Origin of the sequence: Pseudomonas vranovensis (assembly GCF_040438935.1) — a bacterium.
In the GTDB taxonomy this organism is placed as follows: domain Bacteria; phylum Pseudomonadota; class Gammaproteobacteria; order Pseudomonadales; family Pseudomonadaceae; genus Aquipseudomonas; species Aquipseudomonas vranovensis.
This window is the reverse complement of sequence record NZ_CP159259.1, coordinates 4202179-4216266: the sequence shown is the minus strand read 5'-3', so window position 1 is coordinate 4216266 and position 14088 is coordinate 4202179. Positions and strand designations below refer to the sequence as shown.

The 14088-nt window shown below is 63.3% G+C and carries 13 protein-coding genes; 5 read left to right on the top strand and 8 right to left on the bottom strand.

All coding sequences use genetic code 11. The annotated features are described in order from the left end of the window. Positions 1-11: 11 nt before the first annotated feature. Entirely contained in the window at positions 12-452 is a 441-nt protein-coding gene (locus ABVN19_RS19645; protein ID WP_028945780.1) for a TadE/TadG family type IV pilus assembly protein, read from the top strand. 71 nt (positions 453-523) lie between these two features. Beyond that, the gene (locus ABVN19_RS19640) at positions 524-3142 is read left to right on the top strand and encodes an ATP-binding protein (RefSeq protein WP_256585904.1); all 2619 of its coding nucleotides are present in this window, start codon (positions 524-526) and stop codon (positions 3140-3142) included. Here ABVN19_RS19640 and ABVN19_RS19635 read toward each other — a convergent pair. From ABVN19_RS19635 to ABVN19_RS19605, 7 genes are all read right to left on the bottom strand, one after another. Then, positions 3127-5058, bottom strand: coding sequence for a pilus assembly protein TadG-related protein (locus ABVN19_RS19635; protein WP_028945782.1), 1932 nt, complete (start codon positions 5056-5058; stop codon positions 3127-3129). The genes ABVN19_RS19640 and ABVN19_RS19635 overlap by 16 nt on opposite strands. A gap of 101 nt (positions 5059-5159) precedes the next feature. After that, complete coding sequence (locus tag ABVN19_RS19630; protein WP_028945783.1) at positions 5160-5720, bottom strand: DUF4136 domain-containing protein; 561 nt, start codon at positions 5718-5720, stop codon at positions 5160-5162. 19 nt (positions 5721-5739) lie between these two features. Beyond that, the gene (locus ABVN19_RS19625) at positions 5740-6387 is read right to left on the bottom strand and encodes a DUF4136 domain-containing protein (RefSeq protein ID WP_028945784.1); all 648 of its coding nucleotides are present in this window, start codon (positions 6385-6387) and stop codon (positions 5740-5742) included. A gap of 19 nt (positions 6388-6406) precedes the next feature. Then, a complete protein-coding gene (locus ABVN19_RS19620; RefSeq protein ID WP_028945785.1) occupies positions 6407-7156 on the bottom strand; it encodes a methyltransferase domain-containing protein in 750 nt (249 codons plus the stop codon). After that, on the bottom strand, positions 7153-7458 hold the full coding sequence (locus ABVN19_RS19615; protein WP_028945786.1) for a MazG-like family protein: 306 nt from the start codon (positions 7456-7458) through the stop codon (positions 7153-7155). The genes ABVN19_RS19620 and ABVN19_RS19615 overlap by 4 nt, the downstream gene beginning before the upstream one ends. Before the next feature lie 61 nt (positions 7459-7519). Continuing rightward, complete coding sequence (locus tag ABVN19_RS19610; protein ID WP_105642379.1) at positions 7520-8374, bottom strand: MaoC/PaaZ C-terminal domain-containing protein; 855 nt, start codon at positions 8372-8374, stop codon at positions 7520-7522. Between the two features lie 2 nt (positions 8375-8376). After that, on the bottom strand, positions 8377-9729 hold the full coding sequence (locus ABVN19_RS19605) for a 3-oxoacyl-ACP reductase (protein ID WP_028945788.1): 1353 nt from the start codon (positions 9727-9729) through the stop codon (positions 8377-8379). A 119-nt stretch (positions 9730-9848) separates the two neighbouring features. Between ABVN19_RS19605 and ABVN19_RS19600 the strand changes: the two genes are divergently transcribed. Then, positions 9849-11126: an acetyl-CoA C-acetyltransferase gene (locus tag ABVN19_RS19600; RefSeq protein ID WP_105642378.1), complete on the top strand. Its 1278-nt coding sequence runs from the start codon at positions 9849-9851 to the stop codon at positions 11124-11126. Here the strand turns inward: ABVN19_RS19600 and ABVN19_RS19595 are convergent. Beyond that, positions 11113-12132: a bile acid:sodium symporter family protein gene (locus tag ABVN19_RS19595; RefSeq protein WP_105642377.1), complete on the bottom strand. Its 1020-nt coding sequence runs from the start codon at positions 12130-12132 to the stop codon at positions 11113-11115. The two genes, ABVN19_RS19600 and ABVN19_RS19595, sit on opposite strands and share 14 nt — an antisense overlap. Before the next feature lie 87 nt (positions 12133-12219). Here ABVN19_RS19595 and ABVN19_RS19590 point away from each other — a divergent pair, with 87 nt between their 5' ends. Together ABVN19_RS19590 and ABVN19_RS19585 are read left to right on the top strand one after the other, a co-directional pair. Beyond that, positions 12220-13008: a helix-turn-helix transcriptional regulator gene (locus tag ABVN19_RS19590; protein WP_028945791.1), complete on the top strand. Its 789-nt coding sequence runs from the start codon at positions 12220-12222 to the stop codon at positions 13006-13008. 182 nt (positions 13009-13190) lie between these two features. After that, on the top strand, positions 13191-14084 hold the full coding sequence (locus tag ABVN19_RS19585) for a PA4780 family RIO1-like protein kinase (protein WP_028945792.1): 894 nt from the start codon (positions 13191-13193) through the stop codon (positions 14082-14084). The last annotated feature ends 4 nt before the right edge of the window (positions 14085-14088 follow it).

Here is a 14088-nt window from a genome sequence, read left to right as displayed (position 1 = left end):
TAGACGCGATCATGAAAGCAAGCCTGTGCAATCGGCAAAAAGGCGCTGCGGCGCTGGAGTTCGTGGCGGTATTCGTGATCTTCTTCGCAGTGTTCTATGGTGTGGTCAGTTATGCCCTGCCCATGCTCATGTTGCAGTCCTTCAACCAGGCCAGCAGCGAAGCGGTGCGTCGTTGCGTGGCACTGGACCCCACCAGCAAGACCTACGGTGCCGACGTCGACACGCTGGCCAGGCAAGTGCTGAACCAGCAGCTGGCGTGGATGCCCAATTCCCTCGGTTTCGAGGCCAGCGACGCCACGGTGACGCTGTCGCCAACCCATCTGTTGACCGTAAAAATAGATTACGCCCGAGACAAACTGACCTCCGTGATACCGGTACTCAACCTGCCGGTGATCGGCCAGGTACCGCGATTGCCGACCAGCCTCAAGGCTGAAGCGAGCCTGCAACTGTGAGTGTGGGGCAGCGCTTGTTGGCGCTTTGGGGCGGGCGTGCCGCCACCCCCCCGGAGGCGGAGCCAGAACCCTTGGCTGTACCCGTCTCGGGGTTGCAGGTGTGGCTGGATGACAACGCCCGGGTGCTGCGCCTGGCCGGTCCCTTGCGCTCGGCCCTGGCTTTGCCTGCGCAAGCCCAGGGGCGCCTGCAGGATTATGTGCAGCCCTGCAGCCTGCTGGTACTCGAAGGTGAGCCCATGGACTGGCAGGGCCAGCCCCTGGACCTGGACTTCAAGGCCGCCGGTGGCACTACCTTGCATACCCGTGGCTGGCTGCAGCAGCACGCCGGGCAATGGTTGCTGCAGGTGTTCGATGTCGGCGACCTGTTGCAGCATCGCCAGCAATCACTCATCGCCGAGCGACAGCGTCACCTGACCAGCCACCTGGCCTGTGCGGTGCGTGACTGCAGCATCGAATGCCTGGAGGCGGTGGCAAAGGAGCAACTGCAATGGCTGGCGCGGCATTGGCAGGCCTCAGCCGTACAGGTTTTGCTGCAGGGGGCCGAGGGGTGGCAAACCTATGTCGCCAGCGGCGAGATCGTACACGGGATTGCTGACTCGGTACTGAGCCCGCTGCTCGACCACATGGCGCCGGGCCAGGTGTATTCAAGTGCCGCGCATCCGGACTTGCACCTGCTGTTTGCAGCCAGGCCAGCGTCGTTTGTGCCCTATGCCTCCGGGCTGCAGGTCAAGGCCTGGCTGTTATGTGGCGGGCCCGGTGCGCCGCTGGTGGGGGCCGAGGCATTGAGCATTTTTGGCGCTTACGCCGAGCCGCTGGTGAGCCGGCTGGTGGCGTTCGAGCTGGAACAGCAGAGCGAGCGTCTGGACAGTCTGCAAGTACAGTTGCGCGCCGGGTGGTGGCAGTGGCGATTGATTACCCCCAACTTGCAGTTGGACCCAGGATTGGCCCAGCGTCTTGGCGTGCCTGCGCAATTGACCCTTAGCCAGTGGCTGAGCCGGGTACACCCCGCTGATCGCGAGGCAGCGCAATTGGCCCTTGGGCAATTGCAGTGCGAGGGGCGTGACCTGGAGCTGACCCTGCGCTTGCTCGACAACAATTTGCAAGCCAACCCGCGTTGGTATCGGTTGTGCGGGCAAGTGCGCGGCAACGGGCCACAGCGTCGCCTGCAAGGGTTGATGCTCGACATCAGCGACAGCAAGGCACAGCAACTTCAGGCCGCTGCCGCCCAGGCCCGGCTGGAGAACCTGATCGCCAGTTCTCCCGCCGTGATCTACATCCAGCGCTACAGTGAGGGCGCGCTGTACGCCGAGTTCTTCAGTGCCAGCCTGCAGCCGATGCTGGGTTGGGAGACCCCACAAGAAGGTGTGTTGCAGCCTGGGCAATGGGTCCACCCGCAGGATCAGTCGCTGTGGCTGGAGCGCACCCGCACCTTGTTGCGCGAGGGGCAGGTGCGCAGCCGCTACCGTTTGCGTGACCGCCAGGGCGACTACCACTGGGTGCTCGATGAAGCTCGACTACTGCGTGATGACCTGGGTTTGCCGGTGGAAGTGGTGGGTATCTGGCTGGATGTCAGCGAGGCCACTGAAGCCGCTGAAAAAATGCGTGAGAGCGAGGAGCGCTACCGGGTGCTGGTGGAGGATTCCCCGGCGATGATCTGCCGCTACACCCCCTCGCTGGAGCTGGTATTCGGTAACCAGCCGCTGGCCGATTACCTGGAGTGCAGCCCGGCACAATTGCCTGGCATCAACCTTGGGCAATGGATGTCGCAGACTCAACGTGTGGCGTTTGTCGAGCGCCTGGCCAGCCTTACGCCAGAGCAACCCGTAAGCACGGCCGAGATCTGCCTGCAGCTACCTGGCCGCGAGCATGCGTGGTGGGTGTGGTCCGACCGCGGTTTGTTCGATGAGCACGGCAAGTTGCTGGAAATCCAGGCGGTGGGGCGCGACAACACCCAGGTACGGCGTACCCGTCAGCAACTGGTGCAGAGCGCGAAAATGGCTACCCTCGGCGAGATGGCCACCGGACTTGCCCATGAGATCAACCAACCCCTGAACGTGATGCGCATGGCCGTGGTCAACGCTCTGAAACGCCTGGAAAATGGCGAGGCGCAGGTGGACTACCTGCAGGAAAAGCTCACCCGCATCGATGCCCAGGTGCAGCGTGCTTCGCGGGTGGTGGAACACATGCGTGTGTTTGGCCGCCGCTCGGAGGTCGATCAGCAATTGTTCGCGCCGTGGCAGGCGGTGGAGGGTGCCTTGTCGCTACTTGCCGACGGCTTGCGTGGCAAGGGCGTGGACCTGCGCGTCGATGCCCCGCAGGAGCTGCTGCAGGTCAGCGGTCATCAGGATCAATTGGAGCAGGTGCTGATCAACCTGCTGGTCAATGCCCGTGATGCCTTGTTGGCGCGTCGTGAGGGCGGGTTGCTGGAGCCCTGGATCGCATTGCGCCTCGAGCAGGATGAGCGCCAGGTTCGCCTGCTGGTCGAAGACAATGGCGGCGGTATCGACCCTCGCCTGCTGGAACGGATTTTCGAGCCGTTCTTCACCACAAAGCCGGTGGGCGTCGGCACGGGCCTGGGCTTGTCGGTGAGCTACGGGATCGTGGACGCCATGGGCGGTTGCCTGAGCGTGGAGAATGCCGCCGAAGGGGCGCGCTTCTGCATCGAACTGCCGGTTCACAGCACCAGTTGAGCGCGGGTGCTGGAGCAGGTCAGGTTGGCGCTGACTTCGGTGGTGTTGAGGTCGATGCCCAGGACTTTGAGGAGTGAGTTGATCAGGGGGTCGACCAAGGGGCTGAGCAGGTTTTTGATCATCGGTTTGAGAATCTTGGTTACGTCGGCCAATACGCTTGCAGCGACGTCTAGCACGCCCCCCAGAATGTCGCCGTTCTGAGGCTTGTAGACGTGAAGGGGTAAGGTGTCGATGGTGGTATTCAGGCTCGCGATGATGTTGTTGGGTTGCATGGCGAGGTAGGGCGAGGACTTTCCGACCTCCAGCAGGTTGGCGCCCTGGAAAAGCATGTCTTCGTGGCGCGCCAGTACTACCAGTGGATCAGGTTTGATACCCACGCCTCCGCCAACGAAGGGGACGCGGGTGCCACAGGTTTTGCCAAGTCCCAGAAGGCTGCTGCAAATATTGGTGCCGATATCGATCAGTGGAATCGGGTTGATTGCGCCGGTGCCGTCATTGAGAAATGCGTTCGGCGAGTCGATTTTGCCAATGGATATCTGCGCGCCTGCGCTGTCAGTTGCAGCGGTCAGTTGTCTGTCGGGCGTACACCTGAAATCGCTGACTCTGCTGGTCGCCTTGACGGTACTGACACTGATAGTGAATTCCGCCGCTTGGTCGAGCGCTTTGATATCGCTGACTTTGCAGGGTACGCCGAGTGCACAGAGCAATGAGTCGACGGTCCCTTTGAGGTTCAGGTGCAGGAGGTTGTTCAGGATATTGGTCAGTGGCTCCGCCAGTTCTGCTACGGCATTGACGATACCGGCCAGGCTTTTGATCACCGGCGAATTGACCGACACCATGGTCCTGATCTGCGCCGTTTGCACGCTGATGTCGTCGGTCTGAGGGTTACCTATAGCAGAGACTTTCGGCGGCTCGATGACCTTGATCTGAATCTTTCCATTGACCAGGCCCAAGAGCTTGATCGGCAACTCGACCACCGCCGCATTCTCCTTGTTCGACAGCAATATCACCCCTTGCACCAATTGCAGCAGCTGCAGGCTGGTGTCCAGCCCGGCCTTGGGCGTACCCGCATTCACCTGAAGGATATCGGCAAGCTTGAGCACTCGGTCGTCGTCGGTCGCAACGGTGAGTTTGGCCAGGTTGCTGGCGACATCCAGGACTTTGTTGCTGCCGTTCTTCATGACCTCGGCTGCCGCCTCGATCAGGTCGGTTGCCGAGACGTTGGTGTTCAACAGCTCATCGTAATTGCCGGCCTGCACGCCGACCTCGATCGCCAGTTGATCCAGGTATTCAAGCAGGTTGATGTCGGTATTGGCCAAGCCTCGCCATCCCAGTACATCCAGATTTATCCGGGCACCCAAGGGGTCGGCCAGCGCATTGAGCAAGGCGGATTTTTGCGAGTCGATGGTTGCCAGTGTGGTGCGGATCCTCAGCATGGCCAGCGGCGGCCTGGGTGTTGCCGCCACGGCTGTGGCAGTGAGGGTGACGGTGGTGGGCAAGTCGTTGCCTTTGGCCAGGGCCAGCACGCCGGCTGCAACGCTGGTGGCCACATCGCGGTGGACGATCACTCGGATGGCTTCATTGCGGGTGGCATCGACACTGAAGCGGCGCAGGCTGTTGGCGCCGGTCTGCAAGGTGCCGCAGGCGGTCTCAAGACGCCCGGCCGCATCGAGCCCGTTGCGTTTTGCCCCCAACTTGGCCAGTGCATCGGCCGACGGCCCGACGCCATTGCAGGTGCCCAACTGCCCCGCGGCTTCCAGCGCCGACATATCGGCGACCCGTTGCAGCTTTCGCTGCTCCAGATACAGCCTGCCGCTGTCGACCACCATCAACAGAAACAGCAGCCCCATGCCCAGGGTCAAGGCCGCCATCAGTCCGATTGCACCGCGTTGCCGTGCGGGAAAGCGTGAAGACACGAGCACTCCTTTGCTGCCCATGGCCACGCAGGGCAACAGCTGCAAGAAGTGTAGACAAGATAATGGCCAGTCGCCTTCAAGGCGACCGGCCATGGCAGGGATCAGTGTGGCGGGTAGTTGGCCAGCACTTTGGCCACGGTGTTGCGGATCGCCGTGTTGCGCTCTTCCGGGCTTGGCGGGTAGTTGTTCATGATTTGTTCGGCACTGCCGCGCCATACCAGCTTGCCGTCGCGGCTGTCGAACAGGTCGACCTGGATGGTTGCCACCTTGTAGTCGACACTGCGGGTTTCGTTGTACATCGGCCCGCCCCAGTAGTTGCCCCAGTAACCGCCCCAGGCACCACCATAGTTGGTGGTGATCTGCTGCTGGCGGTTTTCGACGATCAGGTAGGTCTGCACTTTCAAGTCAGCCGGGGTGTTGCCCTGAGCCGGGCGCAGGCCGCGTTGATCGAGCTGCCCGGCCACGGCCTGGCGAATGCGCTGTTCAGTCAGGTCGCTCTTGATCCGCGGATCATCCGGGCGGTATTGCAGCGCCGGCTCCTGCCACACCCAGCTGCGGTAGCCGGCAAAGTCGCGGCTGGCATCGAAGTCCTGGGTCGCGTTGTTGCTTGAGCAGGCGCCCAGCAACACCACCATTGAGAGTACAGCGAGACGGCGCAACATGATGGATCTCCAATTGCCTTTAGCTGGGAGGATAGCCGTTGAGGGCTTTTTTAACGGATTCGCGCAGGGCATCTTCGCGCTCGCCCTGGGAGCCCTGGCTACTGGTCTCGGCGCTGGCGCTCCACACCGGTTGGCCGTCGCGGGCGTCATACAGGTCGACCTGTACCACCATCACCTCGACTTCATAGGTGCGTATCAGCGGCACGCTGGCGTACGCCCCGTAGCCGTTGCGGTAACCGCCCACGCCGCCATAGGCGCCATAGCCTCCATAGGGATAGCCGCCATAGGGGTAAGCGCCGTAGGGGTAGTAGTCTTCGCGCACCTGGCGCAAGCGACGCTCCAGGCTGAGGTTGGCAGTGACCAGCAGATCGCCCTGGCCATTGCGCGCCGGTCGCAGGCCGCGCTGGTCCAGGGCGTTGCTGACTGCATCGGCCAGCTGTGCAGGTTCGGTCAGGGCGACACCCGACGGCAACTGACCGTCGCGCCAGGTCCAGCTGCGGTAGCGTCCATAGTCGCGAGGCGGTGCCGGGTAGGCGCTGGCGTCGAACGTAGTCGCCGCCTGGGGCGGCGCCGGTGGCAGCGGGAGGGAGCTGGCGACATACGGGTTCGGGCTTTGGCACGCCGCCAGGCTCAGGCACAGCAGGCCCAGGGTCAAACGGTACGGCATGTCACCCTCCAGGCAGGTGTCAGCGGGGTCGGCAGATCCAGTGCAGGTAGCGCCCAAGGCCGGCAAAGGCTGGATGACGCCGATGGGCCAGCTCCATTTCCAGCAGGTCGAGCAGCTCGGCCCTGGCCTGGAACTCACTGGGCATGTAGTCGTGGAAAACGCGCACGCCGCTCTCTGTTTCGACCTGCCACAGATCTTCAAGTTGCGCCCTGAGCGTGCGCGGATCAAGTGGTTTTTGCGGGGTCAGGCTCTGCTTTTCGCCGGCCATGTCGTTGCGCCGCAATTTGCGGAAATGGCCCTTGAGCAGGTTGCGGTAAACCAGTGCATCGCGATTGTAGAAGGCCAGTGACAGCAGGCCATCGCTGCGGGTCAGCTGGTGCAGCACAGGCAGGATGGTTTCAGGTTCGGCCAGCCATTCCAGCACGGCGTGGCACAGCACCAGGTCGTAGGGCTCGGTCAGCTGCCCGAGCAGTTCCTGCCAGGGCGCCTGGATGAAGATCGCTGGCTGACCGGCCTGGGCGAAGCGCTCGCGGGCACCGGCGAGCATGGGCTCGGCAGGTTCGGCCAGCGTCACCTGATGCCCGCGTTCGGCCAGCCACAGGGCCATGTGGCCCAGGCCGGCGCCGATATCCAGGACCCGCAGGGGACGGTCGGGAAGGGCTTCGGCGAGGTCCGCCTGCAGGACCGCGAGGCGGATGGCACCCTTGGCGCCGCCGTAGATCTTTTCTGCGAAGCGGGTGGCCAGGGCATCGAAGTGACGGTCGTTCATCGGGCAAACCGCCGTTCATTGTCGGCCAGCTTGCTGCGTACCACCTGCTCCATGTCCAGGCCCAACTCACTGCACAGCAGCAACAGGTACAGCACCACGTCACCGACTTCCTGGCCGGCGTGCTCCAGTTGCTCGGGGGCAAGCGTGCGCGATTGGTCTTCGCTCAGCCACTGGAAGATCTCGACCAGCTCGGCCATTTCCACACTGGCGGCCATGGCCAGGTTCTTTGGACTGTGGAAGCCACGCCAATCGTTGTTGTCACGGATGCGGTGCATGCGTTGGGTCAGTTCGTGCAGGTTCATCAAGACTCTCCTCAAGTCGCATAGCTTCAGGCGGGCGCCGTCGCAACGCAAGAGGGCCTTGTCAGTCCAGCCGCCGCCAGGTTCCGCGCATGTGCTGCAGGTCACCGTGGCCGTCCAGTTGCAGCTGTCCTTCGGCTGCAGTCGGGCTTGCGTTGAGGATGACTTCACTGGGCAGGCGCACGGGTTTGAGGAAGTCCACGGCAATCTCGTAGCCGCTGACCGGCAAGTGCCCGCGCAATGCGGCCAGGGTCATGGCTTTGCTCCACATGCCATGGGCGATAGCTGTAGGGAAGCCGAACAGTTTTGCGCTGGTGGCGCTGAGGTGGATGGGGTTGTAGTCGCCGCACACCTTGGCGTAGTGCCGGCCGATATCGCTGTCGGCGTACCAGCGGGTCAGTTCGCTCAAGGAAGGAGTGGCAGGTTCGACATCCGCTTCGGGCTCGCCCGTCAGTTTCAGCCCGCGGCACAGCATGCGGCTGGTCTCGGCCCAGATCAGCCCCAGGCCGTCCGAGGCTTCGGTGACCAGATCGAAAGTGCCCCCCTTTTCATGGGGCTGCAGGTTCTGCACATGTACGCTGAAGCGCAAATGGCTGATACCGCCCAGCGGCCGCACCACACGGATGCTGTTGTGCAGGTGGACGAGGCCAAGCAAGGGGAAGGGGAAATCCTTGTCGGTCAGCAGTTGCAACTGCAGGGCGAACGCCATCACATGGGGGAAGGTGGGCGGCAGGCGCCCATCGTCACTGAAGTGACAGAGCTTGCGGTAGTCCTCGAGTTGCTTGGGGTTGACCTCAAGGTAACTGCGCAAGCCCTGTTCGGGCAGCGTATCGCCGGTGATCTTGCGTTTGCGTGCCGCGCGCAGGTACAGGCCGGACAACGCAGCGGTGCTACTCAGATCGTGCCACTGTCGTGTCATGTTCAAGCCCCCATCACGGCCTGGCCACATACCCGCAGCACCTGGCCATTGACTGCACCGGTACCGGGTTGTGCCAGCCATGCCACGGCTTCGGCGACATCCTGGGGCAAGCCACCCTGGCCCAGGGAGCTCATGCGCCGCCCGGCTTCGCGCAGGGCAAAGGGAATGGCGGCGGTCATGCGCGTCTCGATGAAACCGGGGGCCACGGCGTTGACGCTGCCGCCGCGTTCGGCCAGCTTCGGTGCCCAGGCCTGAGCCAGGCCAATCAGCCCGGCCTTGCTGGCGGCATAGTTGGACTGCCCGCGGTTGCCGGCGATGCCGCTGATCGAGGCCAGCAACACAATGCGCGCGTTGTCGTGCAGGGCGCCGCTGTCGAACAGGGCCTGGGTCAGGAGCTGGGGGGCCTTGAGGTTGACCGCCAGGACCGAATCCCAGTATTCCGGGGTCATGTTCGCCAGAGTCTTGTCGCGGGTGATGCCGGCGTTATGGACCACGATGTCGATGCCATCGGGCAGCCCTTCGATCAGTTGCGCCGGGGCATCGGCGGCGCAGATGTCCAGGGCCAGGCTGCGACCGCCCAGGCGCGCGGCCAGGGCTTCGAGGTCGGCCTTGGCCTGGGGTACATCGAGCAACACCACCTCGGCACCGTCGCGGGTCAGGGTTTCGGCAATAGCCGCACCAATGCCACGGGCGGCGCCCGTGACCAGGGCCTTGCGTCCGGCCAAGGGGCGGGTCCAGTCCTGGACGCTGCTGGCGCACGCGCCAAGGCGCAGCACTTGCCCGGAGATAAAGGCGCTCTTGGGCGACAGGAAAAACCGCAGGGCGCCTTCGAGCTGGTCTTCGCCGGTGTCGCTGATGTACAGCAACTGCAGGGTGGCGCCCGCTCGCAGTTCTTTGGCCAGGGAGCGGCTGAAACCTTCGAGGGCGCGTTGGGTCACCTGGGCCAGCGGGTCATCGAGCTGTTCCGGTGGCCGTCCAAGAATCACCACATGGGCGCTGGGTGCCAGGCTGCGCAGGAGCGGCTGGAAGAACTCGCGTAATTGCTTGAGCTGGTCGGTGTCTTCCAGTTCGCTGGCATCGAACACCACGGCCTTGAGTTTGGGGCCAAGCCCGGCAACCCATTCGGTCGCGCCCAGCTCGGGACTGGCGAAGCTGTAGACGTCGTCGGTCAGGCGCTGCGCGAATGCCTCGACCCTGTTCGCCAAAGGCCCGCCTCCGAGCAGCAGGGCGCCGTCCACAGGCCGCAGGCGACCGGCCTCCCAGCGTTCCAGGCGCGCTGGGCTGGGCAGGCCCACGGCCCCCACCAGGCGCCGGCCGAGGTCGGAGTTGGCGAAGTCGATATAGCGGTCGCTCATGTGCGCGTCTCCCTGAAATAAGCTTCAAAGTGTGGACCATGATTGGCCGTTGGTCGTTCGACCGCGCAAAAAACACCTACGCTGTAGCGGACTGTTTGCTGATAAAGAGGACATTACGCATGCGTTCATTGCGCCGGGTCGCGATCATTGGCGGCAATCGGATTCCCTTCGCCCGTTCCAACGGCGCCTACGCCACTGCCAGTGACCAGGCGATGCTTACCGCAGCCCTCGAAGGGCTGATCGAACGCTATGGCCTGCACGGCCTGCAACTGGGCGAGGTGGCGGCCGGGGCTGTGCTCAAGCACTCCCGGGACATGAACCTCACCCGTGAATGCGTGCTCGGCTCGCGTCTGTCGGCGCAAACGCCCGCCTACGACCTGCAACAGGCTTGCGGCACAGGGCTTGAGACGGCGATACAGGTGGCCAACAAGATCGCCCTGGGGCAGATCGACAGCGGGATTGCCGGTGGTGTCGACACCACTTCAGATGCGCCCATCGCCGTCAACGAGGGCTTGCGTCGCATTCTGCTCCAGGCCAATCGCGGCAAGACCACGGCCGACAAGCTCAAGGCCTTTCTCAAGCTGCGCCCGGGTCACCTCAAGCCCGAACTGCCACGCAACGGCGAACCGCGCACTGGGCTGTCGATGGGGCAGCATTGCGAGCTGATGGCGCAGACCTGGCAGATTCCCCGCAACGAGCAGGACGCACTGGCGCTGCTCAGTCACCAGCACCTGACGGCCGCCTATGCCGAAGGCTGGCATGATGACCTGCTCACCCCGTTCCAGGGCCTGACCCGCGACAACAACCTGCGCGCCGACCTGTCCCTGGAGAAACTCGTCAGCCTCAAGCCAGCGTTTGAGCGCAGCGAAAAAGGCACCCTGACGGCGGGCAACTCCACGCCGCTGACCGATGGTGCCTCGGTGGTGTTGCTGGGCAGCGAAGACTGGGCTCGTGAGCACAATCTTGAGGTGCTGGCGTATCTGGTCGATGGCGAAACTGCGGCGGTGGATTTCCTCAAAGGTCAGGAGGGGCTGTTGATGGCGCCGGCCTACGCGGTCCCCAGGTTGCTGGCGCGCAATGGCTTGAGCCTGCAGGATTTCGACTACTACGAGATCCACGAAGCCTTCGCTGCCCAGGTGCTGTGTACCCTCAAGGCTTGGGAAGACCCCGACTACTGCCAGCGCAAGCTGGGCCTGAGCGAGCCACTGGGGGCCATTGATCGCAGCAAACTCAACGTCAAGGGCAGCTCACTGGCAGCCGGGCATCCGTTCGCTGCCACCGGCGGGCGCATCCTGGCCAATATGGCCAAGCTGCTGGCCACTGCAGGCAAGGGCCGTGGTCTGATTTCTATCTGCGCCGCCGGTGGTCAGGGCGTTACGGCGATCATCGAGCGCTGACCAGCGCTGGCTCTTCGACCGTGGCCGGGCGATTGGCATAGTGCTCGGCCATGATCGAGCAGACGATCAGTTGCAGCGGGTGGTAGATCATGATCGGCAGCAGGATCAGGCCCAGGCCCGGGTGGGCACCGAAGATCAGCGCAGCCATCGGCGCACCGGCGGCCAGGGACTTCTTGCTGGCACAGAACACCGCGGCCACTTCGTCGGCCGGGCTCAAGCGCAGGGCTCGCGCGGTGCGGGTGGTCATCCACAGAATCAAGGCCAGCAGCATGGCGCTGCCCACGAACGCCGTGACCAGCACCCCGTTGCCTTGCTGCTGCCACATGCCCGACACCATCGAGTTGCAGAACGCGGCATACACCAGTAGCAGGATCACCAGCTTGTCCATGATATTGGTGTAGCGCTTGTGCCGAGCGAAGAAGCGGCCCAGCCACGGGCGCAGCAGCTGGCCTAGCAGTAGCGGCAACAGCAGCAGGGCGCAGAGGTCGAGCAGGGTGGCGGCCAGGTCGATGCCGCCGCTGCCGCTGCCCACTACCAGGCTGACCAGCCAGGGGGTGATGAAAATGCCGAGGACGCTGGACAGGCTGGCATTGAGAATCGCCGCCGGCACATTGCCGCCTGCGCTGCCGGTAAGGGCCACCGAGGATGAGATGGTCGAGGGCAGGGCACACAGGTAGAAAAAGCCCAGCATCAACAGCGCTGGGACCTGGCTGCCGAGTACGCGGTCGGCCAGCCACCAGATCAACGGAAAGATCACGAAGGTGAAACCCTGCACCATCAGGTGTAGGCGCCCGTTCCGTAGACCATGGCGAACCTGTTCGCTGGAGAGGTTGATACCGTGCAGGAAGAACACCAGGAATACGCCGGTATTGATGACGTACTCGGCATGCATCGCGCCGCCGCTGCTGCCGAAACTTGGGAACAGCCAGGCCAGGAAAGTGGCGAGGAACATGCCGCATAGGAACCAGTCGGTAACCACGCGTTTGAGGTGCTTGAGCGCTTGCATGGGCGGGCCTTTGAATCATTTTGCAACCAATGAGGCATGAGGCTACCCTGCCCGGAATAATGCCGTCTTGCGATATAAGGCCAACCGATGCCGACAAACGGACAAAGACAGGGCCCTCGTCCGATCCCCGCCCTGACGCAACTACCCAGGCCTGTGTACGCACGGGCCGAAAGCTTGAGCGCCGGTTCCTGGACCACCCGCCACCAGCATGATTGGGTGCAGTTTTCCTATGCGATCAGCGGGGTGCTTGGGGTACGCACTGCCGAAGGCAGCTATTTCGCCCCACCACAATGGGGGGTGTGGATACCGGCGGGCGCCGAGCATGAGGTGGAAACCTCGATGCGGGCCGAGATGCGCAGCCTGTATGTTCACCGCGACGCTTGCCGTTGGGCGCCGGAGCAGTGCCGGGTACTGGAAGTCACCCCACTTGCTCGCGAGCTGATCAAGCAGTTTTGCCTGTTGCCGGTGGACTATCCCGAAGACGACAGCCCCGAGGCGCGGCTGGTCGGCGTATTGCTTGATCAGTTGCAGGCGTTGCCGCAAGTGGGCTTTTCCTTGCCCCTGCCGCAAAACCCGCGCTTGCTGGGGCTGTGCAACGAATTGCTCGCGCATCCCGAGGAGGGGCAAACCCTCGGCCAGTGGGCGCAGCAGCTGAATACCTCGGAAAAGACCCTGATGCGCCTGTTCCAGCGAGAAACCGGCCTGAGCTTTCGTGGCTGGCGCCAGCGCATGCGCCTGTTATCGTCGCTCACTGCCCTCGAAGCGGGACAAAGCGTTACCGACGCCGCGCTGGGCTGTGGCTATGACTCGACATCGGCCTATATCGCCGCCTTCAAGAGCCTGTTCGGCATGACCCCGGGGGGCCTGCGCCTGTGAGTGGCAACGTATTCTGATGATTTTTGTGAACGATTGTGCTCCGAGAGATACAAAAACAATGGCAAGTCGGACGGTTTGTCGTTACAACGCAGAGCGGTCTTGATACAGCGACAATCCGGTGCAGCACCGGTGACCTACAAAAATCCATGTGTCTGGCAGAACAGGACCCCCGACAAAAGCCGATGAAGACTCCAAAACGCATTGAACCACTGGTTGAAGATGGACTGGTCGACGAAGTACTGCGACCACTGATGAGTGGCAAGGAGGCCGCCGTGTACGTGGTGCGCTGCGGTCAGGAACTGCGTTGTGCCAAGGTCTACAAAGAGGCCAACAAACGCAGCTTCCGCCAGGCCGCCGAGTACCAGGAAGGGCGCAAGGTGCGCAACAGCCGCCAGGCCCGGGCCATGGCCAAGGGTTCCAAGTACGGGAAAAAGGAAGCCGAAGACGCCTGGCAGAACGCCGAGGTTGCCGCCCTGTTCCGCCTGGCCAACGCCGGTGTACGAGTGCCGCGGCCCTACGACTTCCTTGACGGTGTGCTGCTGATGGAACTGGTGGCCGACGAGTACGGCGATGCCGCGCCACGGCTCAACGATGTCCACCTGGAGCCAGAGCAGGCGCGCGAATACCACGCCTTTGTGATCCGCCAGATCGTGCTGATGCTCTGCACCGGCCTGGTGCATGGCGACCTGTCGGAATTCAACGTGCTGCTAGGCCCCGACGGTCCGGTGATCATCGACCTGCCACAGGCAGTGGATGCGGCGGGCAACAACCACGCCTTCAGCATGCTGGAGCGAGATGTCGGCAACATGGCGGCCTATTTCGGCCGCTTTGCCCCGGAACTCAAGCAGACCCGCTATGCCCGGGAAATGTGGGCCCTGTACCAGGCTGGCGAGCTGCTGCCAGAGACCGAGCTCAGCGGCCAGTACCAGGACGATGAGCACACCGCCGATGTCGACGGGGTCATGCGCGAGATTGATGCCGCCCGTCTGGATGAGGCCCGCCGGCGTGCCGCCAGGGACGACGCCGAACGGGGCCCCAGCAAGGAAGAGGAGCCCGCGCCGCCCTGGCTGCAGTAATGCT

What these genes read in the sequence shown, in the direction of transcription:
- ABVN19_RS19615 (WP_028945786.1), bottom strand. Translation starts at nt 7,458, where the DNA reads ATGAACCTGCACGAACTGACCCAACGCATGCACCGCATCCGTGACAAC.
- ABVN19_RS19645 (WP_028945780.1), top strand. Translation starts at nt 12, where the DNA reads ATGAAAGCAAGCCTGTGCAATCGGCAAAAAGGCGCTGCGGCGCTGGAG.
- ABVN19_RS19610 (WP_105642379.1), bottom strand. Translation starts at nt 8,374, where the DNA reads ATGACACGACAGTGGCACGATCTGAGTAGCACCGCTGCGTTGTCCGGC.
- ABVN19_RS19595 (WP_105642377.1), bottom strand. Translation starts at nt 12,132, where the DNA reads ATGCAAGCGCTCAAGCACCTCAAACGCGTGGTTACCGACTGGTTCCTA.
- ABVN19_RS19605 (WP_028945788.1), bottom strand. Translation starts at nt 9,729, where the DNA reads ATGAGCGACCGCTATATCGACTTCGCCAACTCCGACCTCGGCCGGCGC.
- ABVN19_RS19590 (WP_028945791.1), top strand. Translation starts at nt 12,220, where the DNA reads ATGCCGACAAACGGACAAAGACAGGGCCCTCGTCCGATCCCCGCCCTG.
- ABVN19_RS19585 (WP_028945792.1), top strand. Translation starts at nt 13,191, where the DNA reads ATGAAGACTCCAAAACGCATTGAACCACTGGTTGAAGATGGACTGGTC.
- ABVN19_RS19620 (WP_028945785.1), bottom strand. Translation starts at nt 7,156, where the DNA reads ATGAACGACCGTCACTTCGATGCCCTGGCCACCCGCTTCGCAGAAAAG.
- ABVN19_RS19625 (WP_028945784.1), bottom strand. Translation starts at nt 6,387, where the DNA reads ATGCCGTACCGTTTGACCCTGGGCCTGCTGTGCCTGAGCCTGGCGGCG.
- ABVN19_RS19600 (WP_105642378.1), top strand. Translation starts at nt 9,849, where the DNA reads ATGCGTTCATTGCGCCGGGTCGCGATCATTGGCGGCAATCGGATTCCC.
- ABVN19_RS19630 (WP_028945783.1), bottom strand. Translation starts at nt 5,720, where the DNA reads ATGTTGCGCCGTCTCGCTGTACTCTCAATGGTGGTGTTGCTGGGCGCC.